Origin of the sequence: Belnapia sp. F-4-1 (assembly GCF_000802185.1) — a bacterium.
Lineage (GTDB): Bacteria > Pseudomonadota > Alphaproteobacteria > Acetobacterales > Acetobacteraceae > Belnapia.
Genome location: NZ_KN676113.1, coordinates 4,958,894 through 4,976,269, shown reverse-complemented (window position 1 = coordinate 4,976,269; position 17,376 = coordinate 4,958,894). Strand labels below are relative to the sequence as shown.

Here is a 17,376-nt window from a genome sequence, read left to right as displayed (position 1 = left end):
GGGGGCGAAAGCAACTTCCGGGGTCAGGGTTCCCTACCGAGATGGGGGGGATTAGGCTTCTCGCATGGATCAGACGCTCGCCGAAACGCTCGCCGGGTGGCGCCGCCACCTGCATGCCCATCCGGGCCTCACCCTGCATGAGGGGGAGACGGCGGCCTTCGTCGCCGCGAGGCTCAAGGAGATGGGGATCGAAGTCACCGAGGGGGTCGGCGGGCATGGGCTGGTCGCCACCTTGCGGCGCGGTGAAGGCGGGTCGAACCGCTCGGTCGGGCTGCGGGCCGACATGGATGCGCTGCCGATCCAGGAGCTGAACGAGGCGCTGCCCTACCGCTCCACCAGTCCCGGCGTGATGCATGCCTGCGGCCATGACGGGCATACGGCCGCGCTGCTCGGTGCGGCGGCGCTGCTGCAGCAGGACCAGGGCTGGACGGGGACGGTGCAGCTCGTCTTCCAGCCGGCCGAGGAGGGTGGCGGCGGGGCGCGGGCGATGATCGCCGACGGGCTGTTCCAGCGCTTCCCAATGGAGCGCATCTTCGGCTGGCACAATTGGCCGGGGCTGGAGGCGGGAACCGTCGCCGTGCATGAGGGGCCGGTGATGGCCGCCGGTGCGCGCTTCGAGATCGCGCTGACCGGCCATGCGGGCCATGCCGCCCTGCCGCATCTGACGCGCGACCCGATGGTCGGCGCCGGGCATTGCATCATCGCCCTGCAATCCATCGTCGCCCGCAACATCGACCCGATGCAGGCGGCCGTCGTCAGCGTGACCGTCGCCGAGGCGGGCGAGGCGCAGAACCAGGTGGCGCGCCAAGCCGTGCTGAAGGGCACGGCGCGCTGGCTGACGCCGGAGACGGGCGAGGCGATCGAGGCCGCCATGCGACGGATCGCGGCCGGCGTCGCCGCGACCTTCGGGCTGGAGGCGGAGGTGGAGTTCAAGGTCGGCGTCGAGCCGACGGTGAACCATCCGGCCGAGCGGGAGCTGGCGGCCGTCGCCGCCGGCGCGGTGACAGTGGTGCGTCGGGACCTGCCGCCGGCGATGACGGGGGAGGATTTCTCCTTCTTCCTGAAGGAGGTGCCGGGTGCCTTCGTCTGGATCGGCAACGGACCTGGCGAAGGCGGGCGGGAGCTGCACAACCCGGCCTACGACTTCAACGATGCCATCCTGCCGGTGGCGAGCGGCTACCTCGCCGAGGTGGCGAAGCGGGCTCTCGCCGGGGCATAATCCCCGGTGAGGGTGCCGGGTCATGGTGGGGGTAATCTCGAAGGGCGTCAGCCGCGGGCGGATGAATGATCCGACCGACGTGCTGGTGGTGGCGCGATTGCTCGTCGGCACGGGCGCTGGACCTTCCCGCAGGGCCTGCCGGCAACGAACGGCACCGCGGATGCGGCGATCTTCGCGGCTATCGAGGCCTTCCAGCGCAACGTCATGGGGCTGCTGAAGCCGGACGGAACGATCGATTCCGGCGGGCTCACCATCCGCTATCCTCGACCGACCGATCATTCCTGGGCTGCGGCACAAGGTCTTCCGCGAGGTCTGCTGGGCCGCGCTACAACGGGCCGGACTACAAGAAGAACGACTAGGACATCCAGATGAAGGCGGCCTGTGAGCGTTTCGGCAAGTCCTAGCCTGCTGCTGATGGCTGCGCTGGCCGCCGCGGCGCCGGCGCAGGCGGGCGGGCCCGACCTCGCGGCCGAGGCACGGGCCGGGCTGCCGGTCGCGGGCGGGTTCGAGGCGGCATCGCCGCGGCGCTGGTCACCGGTGCGTGGCGTCACCCTGAGCCTGCTGCCGGTGCGTTTCGCGCCGCGGGTGCCGAGCTTCCCCAACCAGCAGCGCTGGTGCGGGGTGGCAGTCGACGGGGCGGGGGCGGTGGAGAGCTTCGTCACGCTCGGCACCGATTGGACCGAGGCGGTCAGTTGCAACGGGTTGCGCGAGGCGGGCGAGGTTCCGGCGGTGGGCGGCGTGCCGCGCTTCGCCCTGGTCTACGAGGCAAGCTCGCCCAATACCGTGCTCCGCGTGCCGGTGATCCTACGCTGGGAGGCAGGGCGGGCGGTGCTGGACGCCGAGGCCTCGCAGCGGGTGGGCGAGGCGGGGCGGGGCGGCAGCCTGGAACGAATCAGGGCGGCGCTCCGGCCGCGTTGAGGTCACGCCAGGCCGGGCGGTCGCCGAGGGCGGTCGCTTGGAAGACGCCGCGGGCGACGGCGCGGGCGAGCGTCCCGGCCGCCAAGTGGCCAAGGCGGGCGAGCATGCCGGGGCCGGTCAGCGGCAGGCGGCCGGTCGCCAGGACGAAGACGCTGTCGCCGTCGAAGGGGGTATGGATCGGGCGGATGGCCTGGGCGAGGCCGTCGGCAGCCATGATGGCCAGGCGTTGCAGATCGCCCTTGCCGAGCGCGGCGTTGACGGCGACGACGGCGATGGTGGTGTTGGCCATCGGGTTGACCGCGGAGCCGAGGGGCAGGGGCATCTCCGGCTCCGCCCGCCATCCGGCCGGGGGCGGACCGAGGCCGCCGAACTCTTCCCCCATTTCATGCGGCCACGCCCAGAAGTGGCGGCTGCCCGGCATTACCGCGCTGCCGAAGCTGTTGACCGCGGCCAGCGCGCCGATCTGCACCCCATCCTCCGTGACGGTGCTGGCGCTGCCGACGCCGCCCTTCACCCGGCCGGAGCGGGCGCCAAGCCCGGCCCCGGCATTGCCGAGGGCGAAGTCCGGGCCGATGGCAGCCAGCGCGGCGCGGCCGAGCGCGGCATAGGGCGGCGCATCGCCCCAGGATTTGTCGCCGCCATTCATCAGGTCGAAGAGGATGGCGCCGGGGACCACGGGCACGGTCGTCCCGCCGAAGGCGACGCCGCGGCCGCGGGCGCCGAGCGTGGCGACCACCGCGCCGGCCGCATCCAGCCCGTACATGGAGCCGCCGGAGAGAACGATGGCGTCGACCGTGTTGCCGATGCTCGCCGGGTCGAGGGCCTGGATATTCAGCGTGCCCGGCGCGCCGCCGCGAATCTCGGCGGCGGCGGGACTGCGCTCCACCGGGTAGATCACGGTGGTGCCGGTGCGGATGCGGTGGTCCTCGGCCTGGCCGACGAGGATGCCATCGACATCCGTGATGAGGTTGCGCGGCCCCGGGCGGATCATGCGATGCAGCCTCGCATGCCGGGCGGCGGCACGCTATCCGGGGGCATGGAGTGGCGAAGGATGACCGAAGCGGACCTGCCGGGGGTGGTGGCGCTGGCCGCGGCGGCGCATCCGCACTATCCCGAGGAGCCGGCGGTCTTCGCGGAGCGGCTGGCGCTGGCGCCCGGCTTCTGCTGGGTTCTGGAGGATGGGCGGGGCTATGCGCTGGCGCATCCCTGGGCGGGGCCGGTGCCGCCGCTCGACTCGCTGCTCGGCGCGTTGCCCGCCGCGGCGGAGGCGCTGCACCTGCATGACATCGTGCTGGCGCCGGAGGCCCGCGGCGCAGGAGGGGCCGCCGCGATGATTGAGCGGCTGGCGGCGCTCGGAGCGGCCAGCGGGCTCGAGCGCATGACGCTGGTCGCGGTGGCGGGGAAGGCCGGGTACTGGCGGCGGCTCGGCTTCGTGCCGCTGCTGGAGGTCGCGAGCTACGGGGCGGGTGCGGTGCTCATGGCGCGTCCGCTGCGCTGAGGCGGCGGGAGCTGGCCGCCGCAGCCTGGGTCGCCTTCGGGTCGTCGAAGAGGCAGGTGCGGCAGGCTTCGAGGCGCTGCCATTCGCGGCCGCGCAGCAGGCGGTGGAGGCGCTCGCGCCGGCGGTCGGCGAGGATCGCCGCGAGTTCGGCGGTGGCGAGGGAGCCGAGATCGCTGCTGCGGGCGAAGTCGTTGCAGCAGTTGAGCACCTGGCCGTCCGAGTCGACGACCAGGTCGAAGGCGAGGTCCTGGGTGCAGGCACCGGGCACCGGGGCGAGGTGGAGCGCCATCGCCTCCTCCCGCATGCTGGCGCGGCTGGTAAAGGGCTGGTGCTCCACCCCGCCGCCGCCGAGGCGCCGCCACCAAGCCTCCATGGCCGCCGCTTCGCCCTGGTTGCGCCGGTGCATCGGGAGGGCGAGGACCGCCTTCGGTCCGGCGAGCGTCACCAGCCGCTCCACCCGAGGGATGACTTCGGCAAAGCGAAGGGGAGCCATCAGCGCCTCATAGGTCTCCGGCACCAGGGATTCGACATGGATGCCGATGGAATCCGCCACCTCGATCACCTCGGCCTGGCGCGGGGCAAAGGCGGCAGCGGTGGTGCTGACGGTGACGCGGACGCCAGGCAAGGCGGCTTTCAGCCAGCGGATGCGGGCGGCCAGCTGGCGGTCGAGCAGCGGGTCGCCGAAGAGGCCGAAGCCGATGCCTTCGACCGGCAGGCCGCAGCCGGCGAGCCCATCCACCAAGCGGCCGAAGATGCGGTCGGTCATCACCGCGCCGCGGCCGACCGGCAGCCAGGGCTTGTTGGTCGGGCAGTGGATGCAGGAGGCGGTGCAGATGCCGCTGTTGCCGATGGTGACGTAGCGCAGGCGGTCGAGCGGCCAGTGCTTCAGCCTGCCATGGGTGCCGGACCAATCGGCGGGCGGGCCGGACCCGGTGCGCTGGATCTTCACCGCACGAAGGAAGCAGCGCCCAGCCATGGCGGAGGCATGCAGGTTGAGGCGCACGCGCCGGTCCGCCGCGAGCGCGATGTCGAGCATCAGGTGGTCGAGCCGGACCGGATCGCCGGCGGCGGGCCAGCGCGCCCGGGCCAGCACGGCGCCATCCTCGGCGGCGAGGAGTTGCGCCTCGACCCAGGCCTCGGCCGGCATGTCGGGCGGCAGCAGGACTTGGAGCCGGGCCGCCGCACGGCCGGCGGGCAGGGCGAGGCCCTGTGTGAAGAACAGTCCTGGCGCGTGCGGGTCGGCGTGCTTCGGCCGGTACTGCGGCGGCGGGGTGACATGCTCGAAGAGGATATCCTGCATGCGCGGCCTCCTCTCCCCTAGGTGCTCATGGGCCGGGGGAGAGATATACCATCCGGCGAGCGCCGTCTGCGTCAGCCTTCGCCGAACCGGGCGCGGAGCCAGGCGCCGGCTGCGGCAACGGAGCGGTCGGCCGCGCCGACATGGCCGAGGGCGCGAAGGAAGCCATGCACCGTGCCGGGGAAGAGCTGCGTCTCCAGCTCGACGCCGGCAGCCTGCAGGGCTTCGGCCATGGCATGGTTCTCGTCGGCGAGGACGTCGAGCTCGGCGATGTGGAGCAGGCAGGGAGGGAGGCCCGCAAGCCTGGCACGAAGCGGGACGGCCAACGGGTTCAGCCGGTCGGCGGGGCGGGGAGCATAGGCGTTCCAGTAGAAGCGCATGCGCTCCTCGGTCAGGCCGTAGCCGGTGGCGAATGCGCGGTAGCTCGGGCGATCGAGGCGACTGTCGAAGACGCCGTAGTTCAGCAACAGGCCGCGGAGCGGAACCGGGGCGCCGCCGTCGCGCAGCGAGAGGGCGAGGCCCATGGCGAGGTTGGCGCCGGCGGAGTCGCCGCCCACCACGATGCGGGCGGCATCGAGCGTGCAGGCGGTGCCCTCGGCGGCGATCCAGCGCAGCACGCCTTCGCATTCCTCGAGCGCCTGGGGGAAGACGGCCTCGGGACTGAGCGCGTAGTCCGGGCCGATAACGGCGCAGCCGGCAGCGGCGGCGTATTCGCGCATCAGACGGTCATGCGTATCGATGCTGTTCCAGACCCAGCCGCCGCCATGCAGGTAAAGCAGCACGGGATGTGGCCCGGGCCCGGCCGGCAGGTGGAGGCGGCACTGGATGCGTCGGCCGCGGATAGGGAGCCAGCGGTCCTCGCTCACGGCGAGGGTGGGGCCGCCGGCCGAGAGCGGGGCGTTCAAAGCCTCCGTCAGGGCGCGCGGGCGGTCGAAGGGGAGGTCGAGGCGGATCGGCGGCAGGGCGGCGGCGCGCTTCTCCATCATCCGGTTGAAGGCCAGCATCTCCAGGTCGAGGCGGGGGTCCATCGGGCGTCTCCTGCGGCACCGGCTCATGGTTGCCGCTCCGCGCCGGCAGGTCCATGTTGCGGTGCATCATGTCGATGATGATCCCCCGCAGCATCGCCCCCGGCTACCACGCACGCTGCCTGTTCAGGCCACGCAGCCTGGTGCTGCTGGCCGATCCCGGGCAGCCGGAAGCGCCGGTGCTGGCCGCCAACATCGCCGCAGGCGGGTTCGAGGGCCGGGCTTATGCAGTGGGAATGCCGGTGCCGGGGCTGTTGCCGGCCGATTCGATTGAGGCGCTGCCGGAGGCACCGGACCTCGCCGTTCTCTGCCTGCCGCCCGCCGCGCTGGAGCCGGCCATGGCGGCGCTGGCGGGGCGGGGCTGCTTCGCCGCCATCGTGCCGGGGCCGGGGCCGGATCTCGCCGGCATCTCGGCCCGGACGGGAGTGCGGGCGCTTGGGCAGGGCAGTTTCGGCCTCTGCATCCCGGCGATCGGGCTGAATGCCTCGCTCTCGCACATCCAGCCGGTGGCGGGGCGGCTGGCGCTGGTGACGCAGTCGGCGGCGCTGGCGCGGGCCGTGATGGACTGGGCAGCGGCCGAGAAGCTCGGCTTCAGCCATGTGGTCGGCATCGGCGGCAATGCGACGCTCGGCTTCGCCGCCTCGCTCGACTGGCTGGCGCGGGATGCGGGGACGGGCGCGGTGCTGCTCGACCTGCGGCGCGTCAGGAACCGGCGGGCCTTCGTCTCGGCCGCGCGGGCGACGGCCAGGACCCGGCCGGTGATGGCGATCCGCGCCGGGGGGCGGAGCGGTGACGCCTCGGGCCTTGCCGACGCGGTGATGGAGGCGGCGCTGCGCCGTGCCGGCGTGCTGCGGGTCTCGGGCCTCGAGGACCTGCTCTCGGCGGCGGAGACGCTGGCACGGGTGCGGCTGCGGCCGGGGGTGCGGGAGGCGCGGGTCGCCATCGTCACAAATGGGATCGGGCTCGGGCATCTGGCGGCCGACGCGCTGGTCGCCGGAGGAGGGTGCCTGGCCGAGTTGCGGCCGGAATCGCTGGCGGCCTTCGGGATGCTGCTGCCGCCGGGCTGGGTGGCCGGCAACCCGTTCTCGCTCGGCCCGGCGGCGGGACCGCGGCTGGCCGAGGCGGCGGCGATGCTGGCCGGGCTCCCGGAGGTGGATGCGGTGCTTGCCCTGCACGCCCCGGCGCCGGGTGAGGCCCCACCCGAGGCGGTCGACGCGGCGGCGGAGGCGATGATCGCGGCGGCCCGGACCGGCACCGGGCGGGCGGCGCCGATCCTCGTCGGCTGGCTCGGGCAGGCGACGGCCGGGCGGCAGCGGCGGCGGATGGCCGAGGCGGGCCTCGCCGTCTTCGCCACGCCGGAGGCGGCGGCACGTGGGGCGCTGCACCTCGCCGCGGACCGGCGCAACCGCGCCTCGGCCGCCGAGCTGCCCTCGCGCGAGGTGCTGGAGCTGGCGCCGGACCGCGCGGGCGTGCGGCGCATCATTGCCGCGGCGCGGGCGGCGGGACGGCTGACGCTGACGGCGGAGGAGGCGCTCGGCGTGCTCGCCGCCTATGGCATCCCGACCGTGCCGGGCCGGCATGCAGCGGGGCCGGCGGAGGCGGCGGATGCGGCGGCGATGCTCGGCTTCCCGGTGGTGCTGAAGGTCCTCAGCCCGGACATCCCGCACAAGAGCGATGTCGGGGGCGTGGTGACCAGCCTCGCCAGCCCGGGCGCAGTGCGCGCGGCGGCGGAGGCGATGCTGGCGCGCATCCGCACGGCGCGGCCCGGGACGCGGATCGAGGGGCTGCTGGTGCAGCGGCAAGCGGCACGGGCGCTCGAGTTGCGGCTGCGGCTCGGCGAGGATGCGATGTTCGGGCCCTGGATCGGCTTCGGCCAGGGGGGAACGGCAGCGGATCTCGCGGCTGACGAGGTCCATGACCTGCCGCCGCTGAACCTGGCGCTGGCCAACCAGCTTATCGGCCGGTCGCGGACGGCGCGGCTGCTGGGCGGCTTCCGCGATCACCGCCCAGCCGACCGGGGGGCAGTGGCACAGGCGCTGGTGCGGCTTTCCCAGGTCGCGGTGGATTTCCCGGAAGTGGCGGGGCTTACCGTCAACCCGCTCTTCGCCGATGCCCAGGGGGTGCTGGCCGTCGATGCCAAGCTGGCGCTGCGACCGGTGGGCGAGGCGGGGGAGCTGGCGATCCCGCCCTATCCGGCGGAGCTGGAGCGGCCCTTCCGCGCCCGGTCGGGGGAGGTGCTGACGATCCGACCGATCCGGCCTGAGGATGCGGCGGCGCTCGGCGAGGCCTTCCGCCGGCTGGACCCGGAGGATGTCCGGCGGCGCTTTTTCTCCCCGCTGCGGGAGCTGTCGCCGGCGCTGACGGCGCGGCTGACGCAGATCGACTACGACCGGGAGATGGCTTTCATCGGGTGCGACGAGGCAGGGGCGATCCGCGGCGTGGCCAGGCTGATCCGCGACCCGGTGGGGCCGGCGGCGGAGTTCGCCGTGATCGTCGAGCCGACGATGAAGGGGCAGGGGCTCGGACGGCACCTGATGGAACGGCTGTTCGAATGGGGCCGCGCCGCAGGCGTGACGGACGTGGCCGGTCAGGTCCTCGCCGACAACCGTCCGATGCTGGCCTTCGTCCGCAGCCTCGGCTTCAGCCTCCGGCGCTCGCCGGAGGAGGAGGATGTGATGGAGGCGCGGTTGACCTTGTGATCAATCCGCGCGGGTGGCGGCGATGAGCTCGCGCACCCGGGCGGCGGCCGTGGCACCCTTCAGCGCATCGCGCCAGGCGGCCTCGGCGACGCGCTGGTGGACGGAGATCGCCTCATCCGCCGCGGTGATCATGGCGACGCCGAGCCCGGCCGTGGGCGGCGCGTCGGGCGGGAACGGGCTGCCGACGACATGGGCGCGGTCGCGGCCGCGCAGCACGATGAAGGCGCCCGAGGGATCCGGCCCGGCGGTGAGGCCGAGCTGGAGGCCAATGGGAACGCTCTCCATCAGGGTGGCGATGCTCTCCGCCTCGGCGATGGCGGCGGCGCGGCAGCGGGACCGGCTGCGCTCGGTCAGCGGGATGCCGGCGGCGACCCCGTCCTGCAGGAAGCGGCGCAGCGCGGCCTTGGACAGGATGCCGATGATGTTGGGGCGGCGCTGCTGGTGCAGCTTCTTGCGGGCGGCGAGCAGGCCGAGCGCCTGGTCGGCCATGGAACGGGCGGGAACGCGGTCCGCCGCTGCATCGGCGGCCTCGGTCCAGGCCTCGGCAAGTGCGCCCTCGAAGGCGTCAGTCGAAACCTGGTAGCAGAGGGCGCCGCCGACCATGAGGATCTGGTCGGCCTGTTCCTCGACCTGGCGCAGCCGCTCCTGGAAGGCGACGGGACGGGAGAAATATTCGACTCCGATCCCAAGCAGGGACAGGGGCGAAATCTTCAGCAATTCGGCAAGGCGCCGAATCGTATCCAGCTTGATGACCTCGCCCTTCTCGTAGCGGTAGAGCGCGGCGCGGGAAACGCCGAGGCGGGCCGCAATTTCCTCTGCCCTGAGACCTGATTCCAGGCGATAGGCCCGCAACTGCTGCCCGATGTCCGCAAACCGCATCCTAGCCTCCGGCTCCCCAGGCCCTGCCATCCTGGCGATGTGAATCGACCATGGAATGGTTAGGTTTTTGAGAAGATATCTCGTGCCCGCATGGGACTCGCAAAAAACACTGCCTCGCTCGCCTTGCGAAATCAAGACAAGGGAACTTTTGCGACATGTTCATACATGCCCACAAGCCCGGAGGATGTGAAGCAGGGTGGCCGCACACGCATGGCGCGTGCGGCCAGCATCGCCTTATCCGGCCTCGGGGGCGACGGGGTGGGCGGCCATGGTTTCCAGCGCCTTCACCAGCCCGGAATGGTCGAGCTGTCCACCGCCGGCGGCAATGCAGGCGGAGAAGAGCTGCTGGGTCGCGGCGGTGTTGGGCAGCGCCACACCGAGTTCCTTTGCCGAGGTCAGCGCCAGGTTCAGGTCCTTCTGGTGCAGGACGATGCGGAAGCCGGGGTTGAAGGTCCGCTTGATCATCCGCTCGCCATGGAGCTCAAGGATGCGGGAGGTGGCGAGGCCGCCCATCAGCGCCTGGCGCACCTTGGCCGGGTCGGCGCCGGCCTTGCTGGCGAAGACCAGCGCCTCGCCCACCGCCTCGATGGTGAGCGCGACGATGATCTGGTTGGCGACCTTGGTCGTCTGGCCGGCGCCGTTGGGCCCGACGAGCGTGATGTTCTTGCCCATCGCCTCGAAGAGCGGCTTGGCGCGGGCGAAGGCCGCCTCCTCGCCGCCGACCATGATGGTGAGGCTGGCCTGCTTGGCGCCGACCTCGCCGCCGGAGACGGGGGCGTCGAGATAGTCGGCGCCGAGGGCGTTCACCTTCTCGGCGAAGGTCTTGGTGGCGGTCGGGCTGATCGAGGACATGTCGATCACCAGCTTGCCGGACGAGAGGCCTGCCGCGACGCCGCCGGGGCCGAAAAGGGCGGCTTCCACATCGGGAGTGTCGGGCACCATCAGGATGATGACCTCGGCAGCGCGCGCCACGGCCGTCGCGTCGGCGACAACGGTGAAGGCCGCGCGCGACTCGGCGTCGAGGCTCTTCCGCTCCGGGACGATGACCTCGTGGCCGGCGGTCTTGAGGTGGCCGGCCATGGGCTTGCCCATGATGCCGAGGCCGATGAAGCCGATCTTCATAGGCGGCTGATCCTTCTTGCTGTTCAGGACTTGTAGGGGGCGAACCAGCCGAGGCCGGCCTCGGTCTCGCCCTTGGGGCGGTACTCGCAGCCGATCCAGCCGCGGAACCCAAGCTGGTCGATCGCCTGGAAGACGAAGGGCCAGTTGACCTCGCCGGTGCCGGGCTCGTTGCGGCCCGGATTGTCGGCCACCTGCATGTGGGCGATCAGCGGCATCTGGCGCTCGGCGGTCTTCACCAGGTCGCCCTCGGTGATCTGGCAGTGGTAGAGGTCGAATTGCAGGCCGAGCTTCGACGGGCCGCCCACGGCGGCGATGATGGCGGCGGCCTCGTCGGTGGTGTTGAGGAAGAAGCCGGGGATGTCGCGGTGGTTGATCGGCTCGATCACCGGCAGTACGCCGGCCTTGCCGCATTCCTCGGCGGCCCAGGCGAGGTTCGCGGCATAGACCGAGAGCAGCGTGTCGCGCGCGGCGCCGGCGGGCGTGAGGCCGGCCATCAGGTGCAGGCGGGGGCAGGCGAGGGCGGCGGCATAGTCGAGGGCGCGCTTCACCCCCTCGCGGAACTCGGCCTGCCGGCCGGGCAGGGCGGCCTGGCCGCGCTCGCCCGTGGCCCAGTCGCCGGGAGGGGCGTTGAACAGCACCTGGGAGAGGCCGCTATCCTTCAGCCGCGTGGCGATCTCGGCGGCGGGGAAGTCGTAGGGGAAGAGGAACTCCACCGCCTCGAAGCCGGCCGCTCGGGCGCGGGCGAAGCGGTCGAGGAAGGGCACCTCGTTGAACATCATCGACAGGTTGGCGGCGAAGCGCGGCATGGTCCCTCCCTTGAGCATGATCGCCGAAGGCTGAAACGGCCGCAGGCGTCACTCATGCGATCTGACGACGGGCTGGACCATGATCGCGGATCATGGTCCAGGGTCGAAGCTGCTATGGCAGCCGCGGCGCAAGCTACCCAGGGCGGGCGGGTATGGCTACAGGGCGGGCATGAGGGTGCGCCCGGCGGCGCGGGATGATACGGAGCGACGATGACCCAGCCGCGACTTCCGACCGAGCGCTTCACGCCGGCCGCCCTGCTCGGCCTGCTGGCGGCGCTGGCATTGGCCGTGGGCTGCCTGCTGGTGCTCCGGCCCTTCCTCTCCTCGCTGCTCTGGGCGGCGATCCTCGTCTTTTCCACCTGGCCGGCCTACCGGATGCTGCGGGAGCGGACGGGGATGTCGCCCGGCTGGGCTGCTGGCGTCATGGTGCTGGTGGAGTTCCTGCTGATCGGCCTGCCACTGGTCTTCGCCACCCCGACCAAGCGCGAGGATGTGGAGGGGCTGCGGCATGCGGTCGAGACCTTCCTGACCCAGGGCATGCCCGGGCTCGGCACCTGGCTCGGTAACATCCCGCTCATCGGCGGCTTCCTCGCCGAGCAGCTGGAAGGGGTGGATTTCGGCCTGTCGGGGCTCGCCGAGTTGCTCGGCCCCTATGCCGGGACGCTGGCGCAGAACGCGCTGGCGGTGCTGCTGGCGGTGCTTTCCGGCATCGCCGAGCTGCTGGTGGCGATCTTCCTCGCCTTCTTCCTATACCGGGACGGGCCCTCCATCGCCCGGCGGAGCGAGGCGGCGCTGGAGCGGTTGGCCGGGGACCGGACGCGGCGCCTGGTGGCGCTGACCGGGGACGTGACCCGGGGCGTGGTCTATGGGCTGCTCGGCACTGCCCTGGTGCAGGGGTTGATGACGGCCTTCGGCCTTTGGATATCCGGTGTGCCGCGGCCGGTGCTGCTGGGCGTGGTGGCGGGGGTCATCTCCATCATGCCGGTCGGGGCGCCGCTTATCTGGATCCCGGCGACGCTCTGGCTGTTCAGCCAGGGCTCGACGGGGTGGGCAATCTTCCTCGGGCTCTACGGGGCATTCGGCATCAGCAGCGCGGACAATGTGATCCGGCCCTGGCTGATCTCGCGCGGGGCCGACCTGCCGCTGCTGCTGACCCTGCTCGGAGCGCTGGGCGGGGTCTTCGCCTTCGGCTTCCTCGGCCTGTTCCTCGGGCCGGTCCTGCTCGCGGTGGGGTTCACCCTGCTGAAGGACTGGGCGACGGAAGGGGCTGAAGGGAGCGGAAGGACCGGCTGACACCCTTTCGTCACGGAAGGCCGCGGCCTATAGGGGCGGAAAAGCCCGCAGGGACGGCCCCCGAATGCTTGCCTTCATCATTTCGCGCATCCTCCAGGCCTTGCCGGTCATGGCGGTGGTGGCGCTGATCAGCTTCGCCATGTTCGCCTATGTCGGCGATCCGGTGGCGATCATGCTCGGCCAGGATTTCACCGAGCAGCAGCGCCAGGCGCTGGTGGCGAGCCTCGGGCTCGACCAGCCCTTCTTCGTACAATTCGCCAAATTCATCTGGAATGCGCTGCAGGGCGAGTTCGGCCTGTCCTACCGGCTGTCCCGGCCGGTGGCGGGGCTGATCCAGGAGCGGGCGCCGGCGACGCTGGAGCTGGCCCTCTGCGCCGCGTTGGTCTCGCTCTGCATCGGCGTGCCGATGGGGGTCTACACCGGGCTCTACCGCAACTCCTGGCTGAGCCGCTTCTTCCTCACCTTCAGCCTGATCGGCGTCTCGCTGCCGACCTTCCTCATCGGCATCCTGCTGATCCTCGTCTTCTCGGTATGGCTCGGCTGGCTGCCGAGCTTCGGGCGGGGCGACACGGTGCAGATCGGCTGGTGGAGCACGGGGCTGCTCACCGTCTCGGGCCTCAAGGCGCTGGTGCTGCCCTCGGTCACGCTCGGGATGTTCCAGCTCACGCTCATCATGCGGCTGGTGCGGGCGGAGATGCTGGAGGTGCTGCGGACGGACTACATCAAATTCGCCCGTGCCCGGGGCCTGGGCAACCGCGCCATCAATTTCGGCCATGCGCTGAAGAACACGCTGGTGCCGGTGATCACCGTCGCCGGGCTGCAGCTCGGCGGCATCATCGCCTTCGCCATCGTCACCGAGACGGTGTTCCAGTGGCCGGGGATGGGGCTGCTCTTCATCCAGTCGGTGAACTCAGCCGACATCCCCGTCATGGCGGCCTATCTGATGCTGATCGCGCTGGTCTTCGTCACCATCAACCTCGTCGTCGACCTGCTCTACTACGCCGTGGACCCGAGGCTTCGGGTCGGCGGCGCGAAGCGGGGGCACTGAGCGATGGCCGCTGTTGCCCGCATGCTGGACAGCGACCTGTTCTGGTCCTTCCGGCGCTCGCCCGTCACCGTCATCTCGGCGGTGGTGGCACTCATCTGCATCCTCGGCGCGGTGCTGGCGCCGCTGCTGGCACCGCATGACCCCTTCGACGTGGCGACGCTCAACCTGATCGACGCCTTCAAGCCGCCGGCCTGGGCGGCGGAAGGGGATGCCGCCTATCCGCTCGGCTCTGATGACCAGGGGCGGGACGTGCTTTCGGCCATCATGTACGGCGCCCGCGTCTCGCTGCTCGTCGGCTTCTGCGCGGTGCTGTTCTCCATGGTGGTCGGCGTCTCGGTCGGGCTGCTGGCAGGCTATGCGGGCGGGGTGGTGGATGGGGTGCTGATGCGCGTCGCCGACATCCAGCTCACCTTCCCGAGCATCCTGATCGCGCTGCTGGTGGATGGCATCGCTCGTGCTGCCCTGCCCTCGGAGGTGCATGAGCGGGTGGCGCTCTTCGTCGTCATCTTCGCCATCGGCATCAGCGCCTGGCCGCAATTCGCCCGCACCGTGCGCGGCTCGACTTTGGTGGAGCGGAACAAGGAATATGTGCTCGCGGCACGGGTGATCGGCATTTCGCAGCTCAGGATCATGCTGACCCATGTGCTGCCGAACGTGCTCGGGCCGGTGCTGGTGATCGCGACGCTGGGGCTCTCCAACGCCATCATCTCCGAGGCGACGCTCTCCTATCTCGGTGCGGGCGTCCCGCAGACCCAACCTTCGCTGGGGACGCTCATCCGCATCGGCAACGACTTTCTTTTCTCCGGGGAATGGTGGATCGCCATCTTCCCCGGCATTGCGCTCATCGCCATGGTGCTGTCGGTCAACCTGCTCGGCGACTGGCTGCGCGATGCGCTGAACCCGAGGCTCCGCTGATGGCCCCCTTGCTCGAAGTCCGCGACCTGCGCGTCGAATTCCCGACGCGGCGGGGCGTGCTCACGGCGCTCGATGGCGTCTCCTTCTCGATCGCGCCGGGCGAGGTGCTCGGCGTGGTCGGCGAGTCCGGCGCCGGCAAGTCGATGACGGGGGCGGCCATCATCGGGCTGCTGGAGCCGCCGGGGCGGATCGCCGGTGGGCAGATCCTGCTGAACGGCAAGCGCATCGACAACCTGCGTTATGAGCAGATGCGGCGCATCCGCGGGCGGGAGATCGGCGCGATCTTCCAGGATCCGCTGACGACGCTGAACCCGCTCTATACGGTCGGCGAGCAGCTGGTGGAGACGATCCAGACGCATCTCGGCCTCGACGGGGCGGAGGCGCGCAAGCGGGCGATCGGCTGGCTGGAGATGGTCGGCATTCCGGCCGCGGCGCAGCGCGTGGACAGCTATCCGCATGAATTCTCGGGCGGCATGCGACAGCGCGTGGTGATCGCGCTGGCGCTCTGCGCCGAGCCGAAGCTCATCGTTGCCGATGAGCCGACGACGGCGCTCGACGTTTCCATTCAGGCTCAGGTGATCGCGCTGCTGAAGGGGCTGGCGCGGGACAAGGGCACCTCGATGATGCTGGTCACCCACGACATGGGCGTGATCGCGGAAACCGCCGACCGGGTGGCAGTGATGTATGCCGGCCGCATCGCCGAGACCGGGCCGGTGCGGGAGGTGGTGAAGCACCCGAAGCATCCCTATTCGGCGGGGCTGATGGCCTCCATCCCGCCGCTCGACCGCAAGGTGGAGCATCTGGCGCAGATCGACGGGGCGATGCCGCGGCTCTCGGCGATCCCCCGCGGCTGTGCCTTCAACCCGCGTTGCCCGGAGGTCTTCGCCCGCTGCCTGGTGGAGCGGCCGGTGCTGCTGGCGACGGGTGCGACGGAGGCGGCCTGCTGGCTCTACGACGCTGCCTCGGAGAAACATGCGCCGGAGGCGATGCCCCATGGCTGAGACGCCGATCCTCGAGGTCGAGGACCTCGCCCGGTACTTCGATGTGTCGCGACCCTGGCTGCAGCGCGTGCTGGCCGGCGAGGGCAAGCGGACGCTGCGGGCGGTCGACGGCATTTCCTTCGCCATCCCGCGCGGGACGACGCTGTCGCTCGTCGGCGAGAGCGGTTGCGGCAAGTCCACCGTGGCGCGGCTGGTGGTGGGGCTCTATCCGCCGAGCAAAGGCCGCGTGGTCTTCGAAGGGATGGATCTGGAGCGGGCGCGGGCCATTGCCGAGCAGCGGCGGCGCATGCAGATGATCTTCCAAGATCCTTACGCCTCGCTCAATCCGCGCTGGCGGGTGAAGGACATCGTCGCCGAGCCGATCCGTGCCTTCGGCATGACGCCGGGTGCGGCGGCACAGCAGGCGAAGGTGGCGGAGCTGCTGACGCAGGTCGGGCTCTCGCCGCTCGACGGGGAGAAATTCCCGCATGAATTCAGCGGCGGGCAGCGGCAGCGAATCTCCATCGCGCGGGCCCTCTCCTCCAACCCCGACTTCCTTGTCTGCGACGAGCCGACGAGCGCGCTCGACGTCTCGGTGCAGGCGCAGATCCTCAACCTGATGAAAGATCTGCAGGCGCGGCTTGGCCTCACCTATCTCTTCATCAGCCACAACCTCGCCGTGGTGCGGCAGGTGAGCGACCGGATCGGGGTGATGTATCTAGGCCGGCTTGTGGAGTTGGCGCCGGCGGAGACGCTATTCACCACGCCACGGCACCCCTATACGCGGGCGCTGATGGAGGCGATCCCTGATCTCGAGATGACCGGGCGGCAGCGCATCCCCGTCGGCGGCGAGGTGCCGAGCCCGATCAGCCCACCCTCCGGCTGCCCCTTCCATCCGCGCTGCCCGCTGGTGAATGACCGCTGCAAGGCGGAGCGGCCGGCGCTGATCCCGGCGCGGGCGATGAAGCAGGGCCTCACCGCCTGCCATGCGGTGGAGGAGGGACGCGACGGTGGCGTGCCGGCGGCTCAGCGGATCGGTACGACCGCGACGGCATTGTAGGGGGAGCCGTCCACCAGCTTGGTCGACCAGGCCATGTAGACGACGACGCCGCGCTCCTCGTCGACGAAGCGGTGGACGCGCGTCTCCTTGAAGAAGAGGCTGGTGTTGCTCTCGTAGACATTCTCGCCGCGCTCGCCGCGGCGGGCCCCTTCCGTGACGCGTACCGTGCCTGTCGTTACGCAGGACAGGCCGAAGCGTGCCGGGTCCTCGGCGAGGCCCACCATGCCGGAGACGCCGCCGGTGCGGGCTTGGCTGATGTAGCAGGAGACGCCCGGCACGTCCGGGTCGTCGAAGCGCTCCACCACCACACGGTGGCTGCGGGTCAGGCCGAGATTGGTGATGGCCGTGTTCACGTGGCCGATCTCCTTCGTCTCTTCCGCCGCAGCCGCCGGCAGCGAAACGAGCAGGGCGAGGAGCAAAGCGGGGACGCGCATCGGGAGGCCTCTCGGGTTCGTATCTGCTGGTGAACGAAGTCCGGCCGGGAAGGTTGCGCGGAGGCGCCGGGTTCCCCTGGCCCGCGCAAACGTGGCTGTGAGCGGGTGCAACATATGGGGCCCCGGGCTGTTTGCGCTGGCGTCGGCCCCGACCGGGACCGGAAGCCTGCGGAAGGAGCCCTG

General features: G+C 71.2%; 16 protein-coding genes. 9 read left to right on the top strand and 7 right to left on the bottom strand.

The genetic code is table 11. The features are described 5' to 3' along the window. Positions 1-64 precede the first annotated feature (64 nt). Both LH62_RS23445 and LH62_RS23440 read left to right on the top strand, forming a co-directional pair. Positions 65-1,219, top strand: a complete 1,155-nt coding sequence (locus tag LH62_RS23445) for an amidohydrolase (RefSeq protein ID WP_043364550.1) — start codon at positions 65-67, stop codon at positions 1,217-1,219. A 381-nt stretch (positions 1,220-1,600) separates the two neighbouring features. Then, complete coding sequence (locus tag LH62_RS23440; protein WP_144404613.1) at positions 1,601-2,137, top strand: hypothetical protein; 537 nt, start codon at positions 1,601-1,603, stop codon at positions 2,135-2,137. Here the strand turns inward: LH62_RS23440 and LH62_RS23435 are convergent. Further along, positions 2,112-3,128 carry a P1 family peptidase gene (locus LH62_RS23435; RefSeq protein WP_043364548.1) on the bottom strand — a complete coding sequence of 339 codons (1,017 nt, stop codon included), beginning with the start codon at positions 3,126-3,128 and terminating at the stop codon, positions 2,112-2,114. The two genes, LH62_RS23440 and LH62_RS23435, sit on opposite strands and share 26 nt — an antisense overlap. 60 nt (positions 3,129-3,188) lie before the next feature. Between LH62_RS23435 and LH62_RS31275 the strand changes: the two genes are divergently transcribed. Then, complete coding sequence (locus tag LH62_RS31275) at positions 3,189-3,635, top strand: GNAT family N-acetyltransferase (protein ID WP_052214852.1); 447 nt, start codon at positions 3,189-3,191, stop codon at positions 3,633-3,635. Here the strand turns inward: LH62_RS31275 and LH62_RS23425 are convergent. Both LH62_RS23425 and LH62_RS23420 read right to left on the bottom strand, forming a co-directional pair. Beyond that, the gene (locus LH62_RS23425; protein ID WP_043364547.1) at positions 3,613-4,935 is read right to left on the bottom strand and encodes a radical SAM protein; all 1,323 of its coding nucleotides are present in this window, start codon (positions 4,933-4,935) and stop codon (positions 3,613-3,615) included. The two genes, LH62_RS31275 and LH62_RS23425, sit on opposite strands and share 23 nt — an antisense overlap. Before the next feature lie 71 nt (positions 4,936-5,006). Next, on the bottom strand, positions 5,007-5,960 hold the full coding sequence (locus LH62_RS23420; protein ID WP_082012744.1) for an alpha/beta hydrolase: 954 nt from the start codon (positions 5,958-5,960) through the stop codon (positions 5,007-5,009). Between the two features lie 74 nt (positions 5,961-6,034). Between LH62_RS23420 and LH62_RS23415 the strand changes: the two genes are divergently transcribed. Beyond that, on the top strand, positions 6,035-8,656 hold the full coding sequence (locus LH62_RS23415; protein WP_082012896.1) for a GNAT family N-acetyltransferase: 2,622 nt from the start codon (positions 6,035-6,037) through the stop codon (positions 8,654-8,656). Here LH62_RS23415 and LH62_RS23410 read toward each other — a convergent pair whose 3' ends face one another. From LH62_RS23410 to otnI, 3 genes are all read right to left on the bottom strand, one after another. Continuing rightward, entirely contained in the window at positions 8,657-9,535 is an 879-nt protein-coding gene (locus LH62_RS23410; protein ID WP_043364545.1) for a helix-turn-helix domain-containing protein, read from the bottom strand. It abuts the gene before it with no gap. Between the two features lie 234 nt (positions 9,536-9,769). Then, entirely contained in the window at positions 9,770-10,657 is an 888-nt protein-coding gene (locus LH62_RS23405; RefSeq protein ID WP_043364544.1) for a 2-hydroxy-3-oxopropionate reductase, read from the bottom strand. A gap of 23 nt (positions 10,658-10,680) precedes the next feature. Further along, entirely contained in the window at positions 10,681-11,463 is a 783-nt protein-coding gene (gene otnI / locus LH62_RS23400) for a 2-oxo-tetronate isomerase (protein WP_043364543.1), read from the bottom strand. Between the two features lie 210 nt (positions 11,464-11,673). On the opposite strand from otnI, the gene LH62_RS23395 reads away from it, so the two are divergent. The 5 genes from LH62_RS23395 to LH62_RS23375 all read left to right on the top strand — a co-directional run bounded on the left by LH62_RS23395 (position 11,674) and on the right by LH62_RS23375 (position 16,759). Next, a complete protein-coding gene (locus LH62_RS23395; protein ID WP_043364542.1) occupies positions 11,674-12,756 on the top strand; it encodes an AI-2E family transporter in 1,083 nt (360 codons plus the stop codon). A 64-nt stretch (positions 12,757-12,820) separates the two neighbouring features. After that, positions 12,821-13,804, top strand: coding sequence for an ABC transporter permease (locus LH62_RS23390; RefSeq protein WP_043364541.1), 984 nt, complete (start codon positions 12,821-12,823; stop codon positions 13,802-13,804). 3 nt (positions 13,805-13,807) lie between these two features. After that, on the top strand, positions 13,808-14,719 hold the full coding sequence (locus LH62_RS23385) for an ABC transporter permease (protein ID WP_043364539.1): 912 nt from the start codon (positions 13,808-13,810) through the stop codon (positions 14,717-14,719). Continuing rightward, the gene (locus tag LH62_RS23380) at positions 14,719-15,720 is read left to right on the top strand and encodes an ABC transporter ATP-binding protein (RefSeq protein WP_043364538.1); all 1,002 of its coding nucleotides are present in this window, start codon (positions 14,719-14,721) and stop codon (positions 15,718-15,720) included. Before LH62_RS23385 ends, LH62_RS23380 begins: the two co-directional genes overlap by 1 nt. Further along, positions 15,713-16,759 (top strand): ABC transporter ATP-binding protein, encoded by a 1,047-nt coding sequence (locus tag LH62_RS23375; protein WP_043364537.1) that lies wholly within the window; start codon positions 15,713-15,715, stop codon positions 16,757-16,759. Before LH62_RS23380 ends, LH62_RS23375 begins: the two co-directional genes overlap by 8 nt. Here the strand turns inward: LH62_RS23375 and LH62_RS23370 are convergent. Beyond that, positions 16,726-17,193, bottom strand: coding sequence for a CreA family protein (locus LH62_RS23370; RefSeq protein WP_043364535.1), 468 nt, complete (start codon positions 17,191-17,193; stop codon positions 16,726-16,728). The two genes, LH62_RS23375 and LH62_RS23370, sit on opposite strands and share 34 nt — an antisense overlap. Between the last annotated feature and the right edge of the window lie 183 nt (positions 17,194-17,376).

What these genes read in the sequence shown, in the direction of transcription:
- LH62_RS23425 (WP_043364547.1), bottom strand. Translation starts at nt 4,935, where the DNA reads ATGCAGGATATCCTCTTCGAGCATGTCACCCCGCCGCCGCAGTACCGG.
- LH62_RS23380 (WP_043364538.1), top strand. Translation starts at nt 14,719, where the DNA reads ATGGCCCCCTTGCTCGAAGTCCGCGACCTGCGCGTCGAATTCCCGACG.
- LH62_RS23415 (WP_082012896.1), top strand. Translation starts at nt 6,035, where the DNA reads ATGATGATCCCCCGCAGCATCGCCCCCGGCTACCACGCACGCTGCCTG.
- LH62_RS23410 (WP_043364545.1), bottom strand. Translation starts at nt 9,535, where the DNA reads ATGCGGTTTGCGGACATCGGGCAGCAGTTGCGGGCCTATCGCCTGGAA.
- LH62_RS23385 (WP_043364539.1), top strand. Translation starts at nt 13,808, where the DNA reads ATGGCCGCTGTTGCCCGCATGCTGGACAGCGACCTGTTCTGGTCCTTC.
- LH62_RS31275 (WP_052214852.1), top strand. Translation starts at nt 3,189, where the DNA reads ATGACCGAAGCGGACCTGCCGGGGGTGGTGGCGCTGGCCGCGGCGGCG.
- LH62_RS23405 (WP_043364544.1), bottom strand. Translation starts at nt 10,657, where the DNA reads ATGAAGATCGGCTTCATCGGCCTCGGCATCATGGGCAAGCCCATGGCC.
- LH62_RS23375 (WP_043364537.1), top strand. Translation starts at nt 15,713, where the DNA reads ATGGCTGAGACGCCGATCCTCGAGGTCGAGGACCTCGCCCGGTACTTC.
- LH62_RS23435 (WP_043364548.1), bottom strand. Translation starts at nt 3,128, where the DNA reads ATGATCCGCCCGGGGCCGCGCAACCTCATCACGGATGTCGATGGCATC.
- LH62_RS23395 (WP_043364542.1), top strand. Translation starts at nt 11,674, where the DNA reads ATGACCCAGCCGCGACTTCCGACCGAGCGCTTCACGCCGGCCGCCCTG.
- LH62_RS23370 (WP_043364535.1), bottom strand. Translation starts at nt 17,193, where the DNA reads ATGCGCGTCCCCGCTTTGCTCCTCGCCCTGCTCGTTTCGCTGCCGGCG.
- LH62_RS23420 (WP_082012744.1), bottom strand. Translation starts at nt 5,960, where the DNA reads ATGGACCCCCGCCTCGACCTGGAGATGCTGGCCTTCAACCGGATGATG.
- LH62_RS23445 (WP_043364550.1), top strand. Translation starts at nt 65, where the DNA reads ATGGATCAGACGCTCGCCGAAACGCTCGCCGGGTGGCGCCGCCACCTG.
- otnI (WP_043364543.1), bottom strand. Translation starts at nt 11,463, where the DNA reads ATGCCGCGCTTCGCCGCCAACCTGTCGATGATGTTCAACGAGGTGCCC.
- LH62_RS23390 (WP_043364541.1), top strand. Translation starts at nt 12,821, where the DNA reads ATGCTTGCCTTCATCATTTCGCGCATCCTCCAGGCCTTGCCGGTCATG.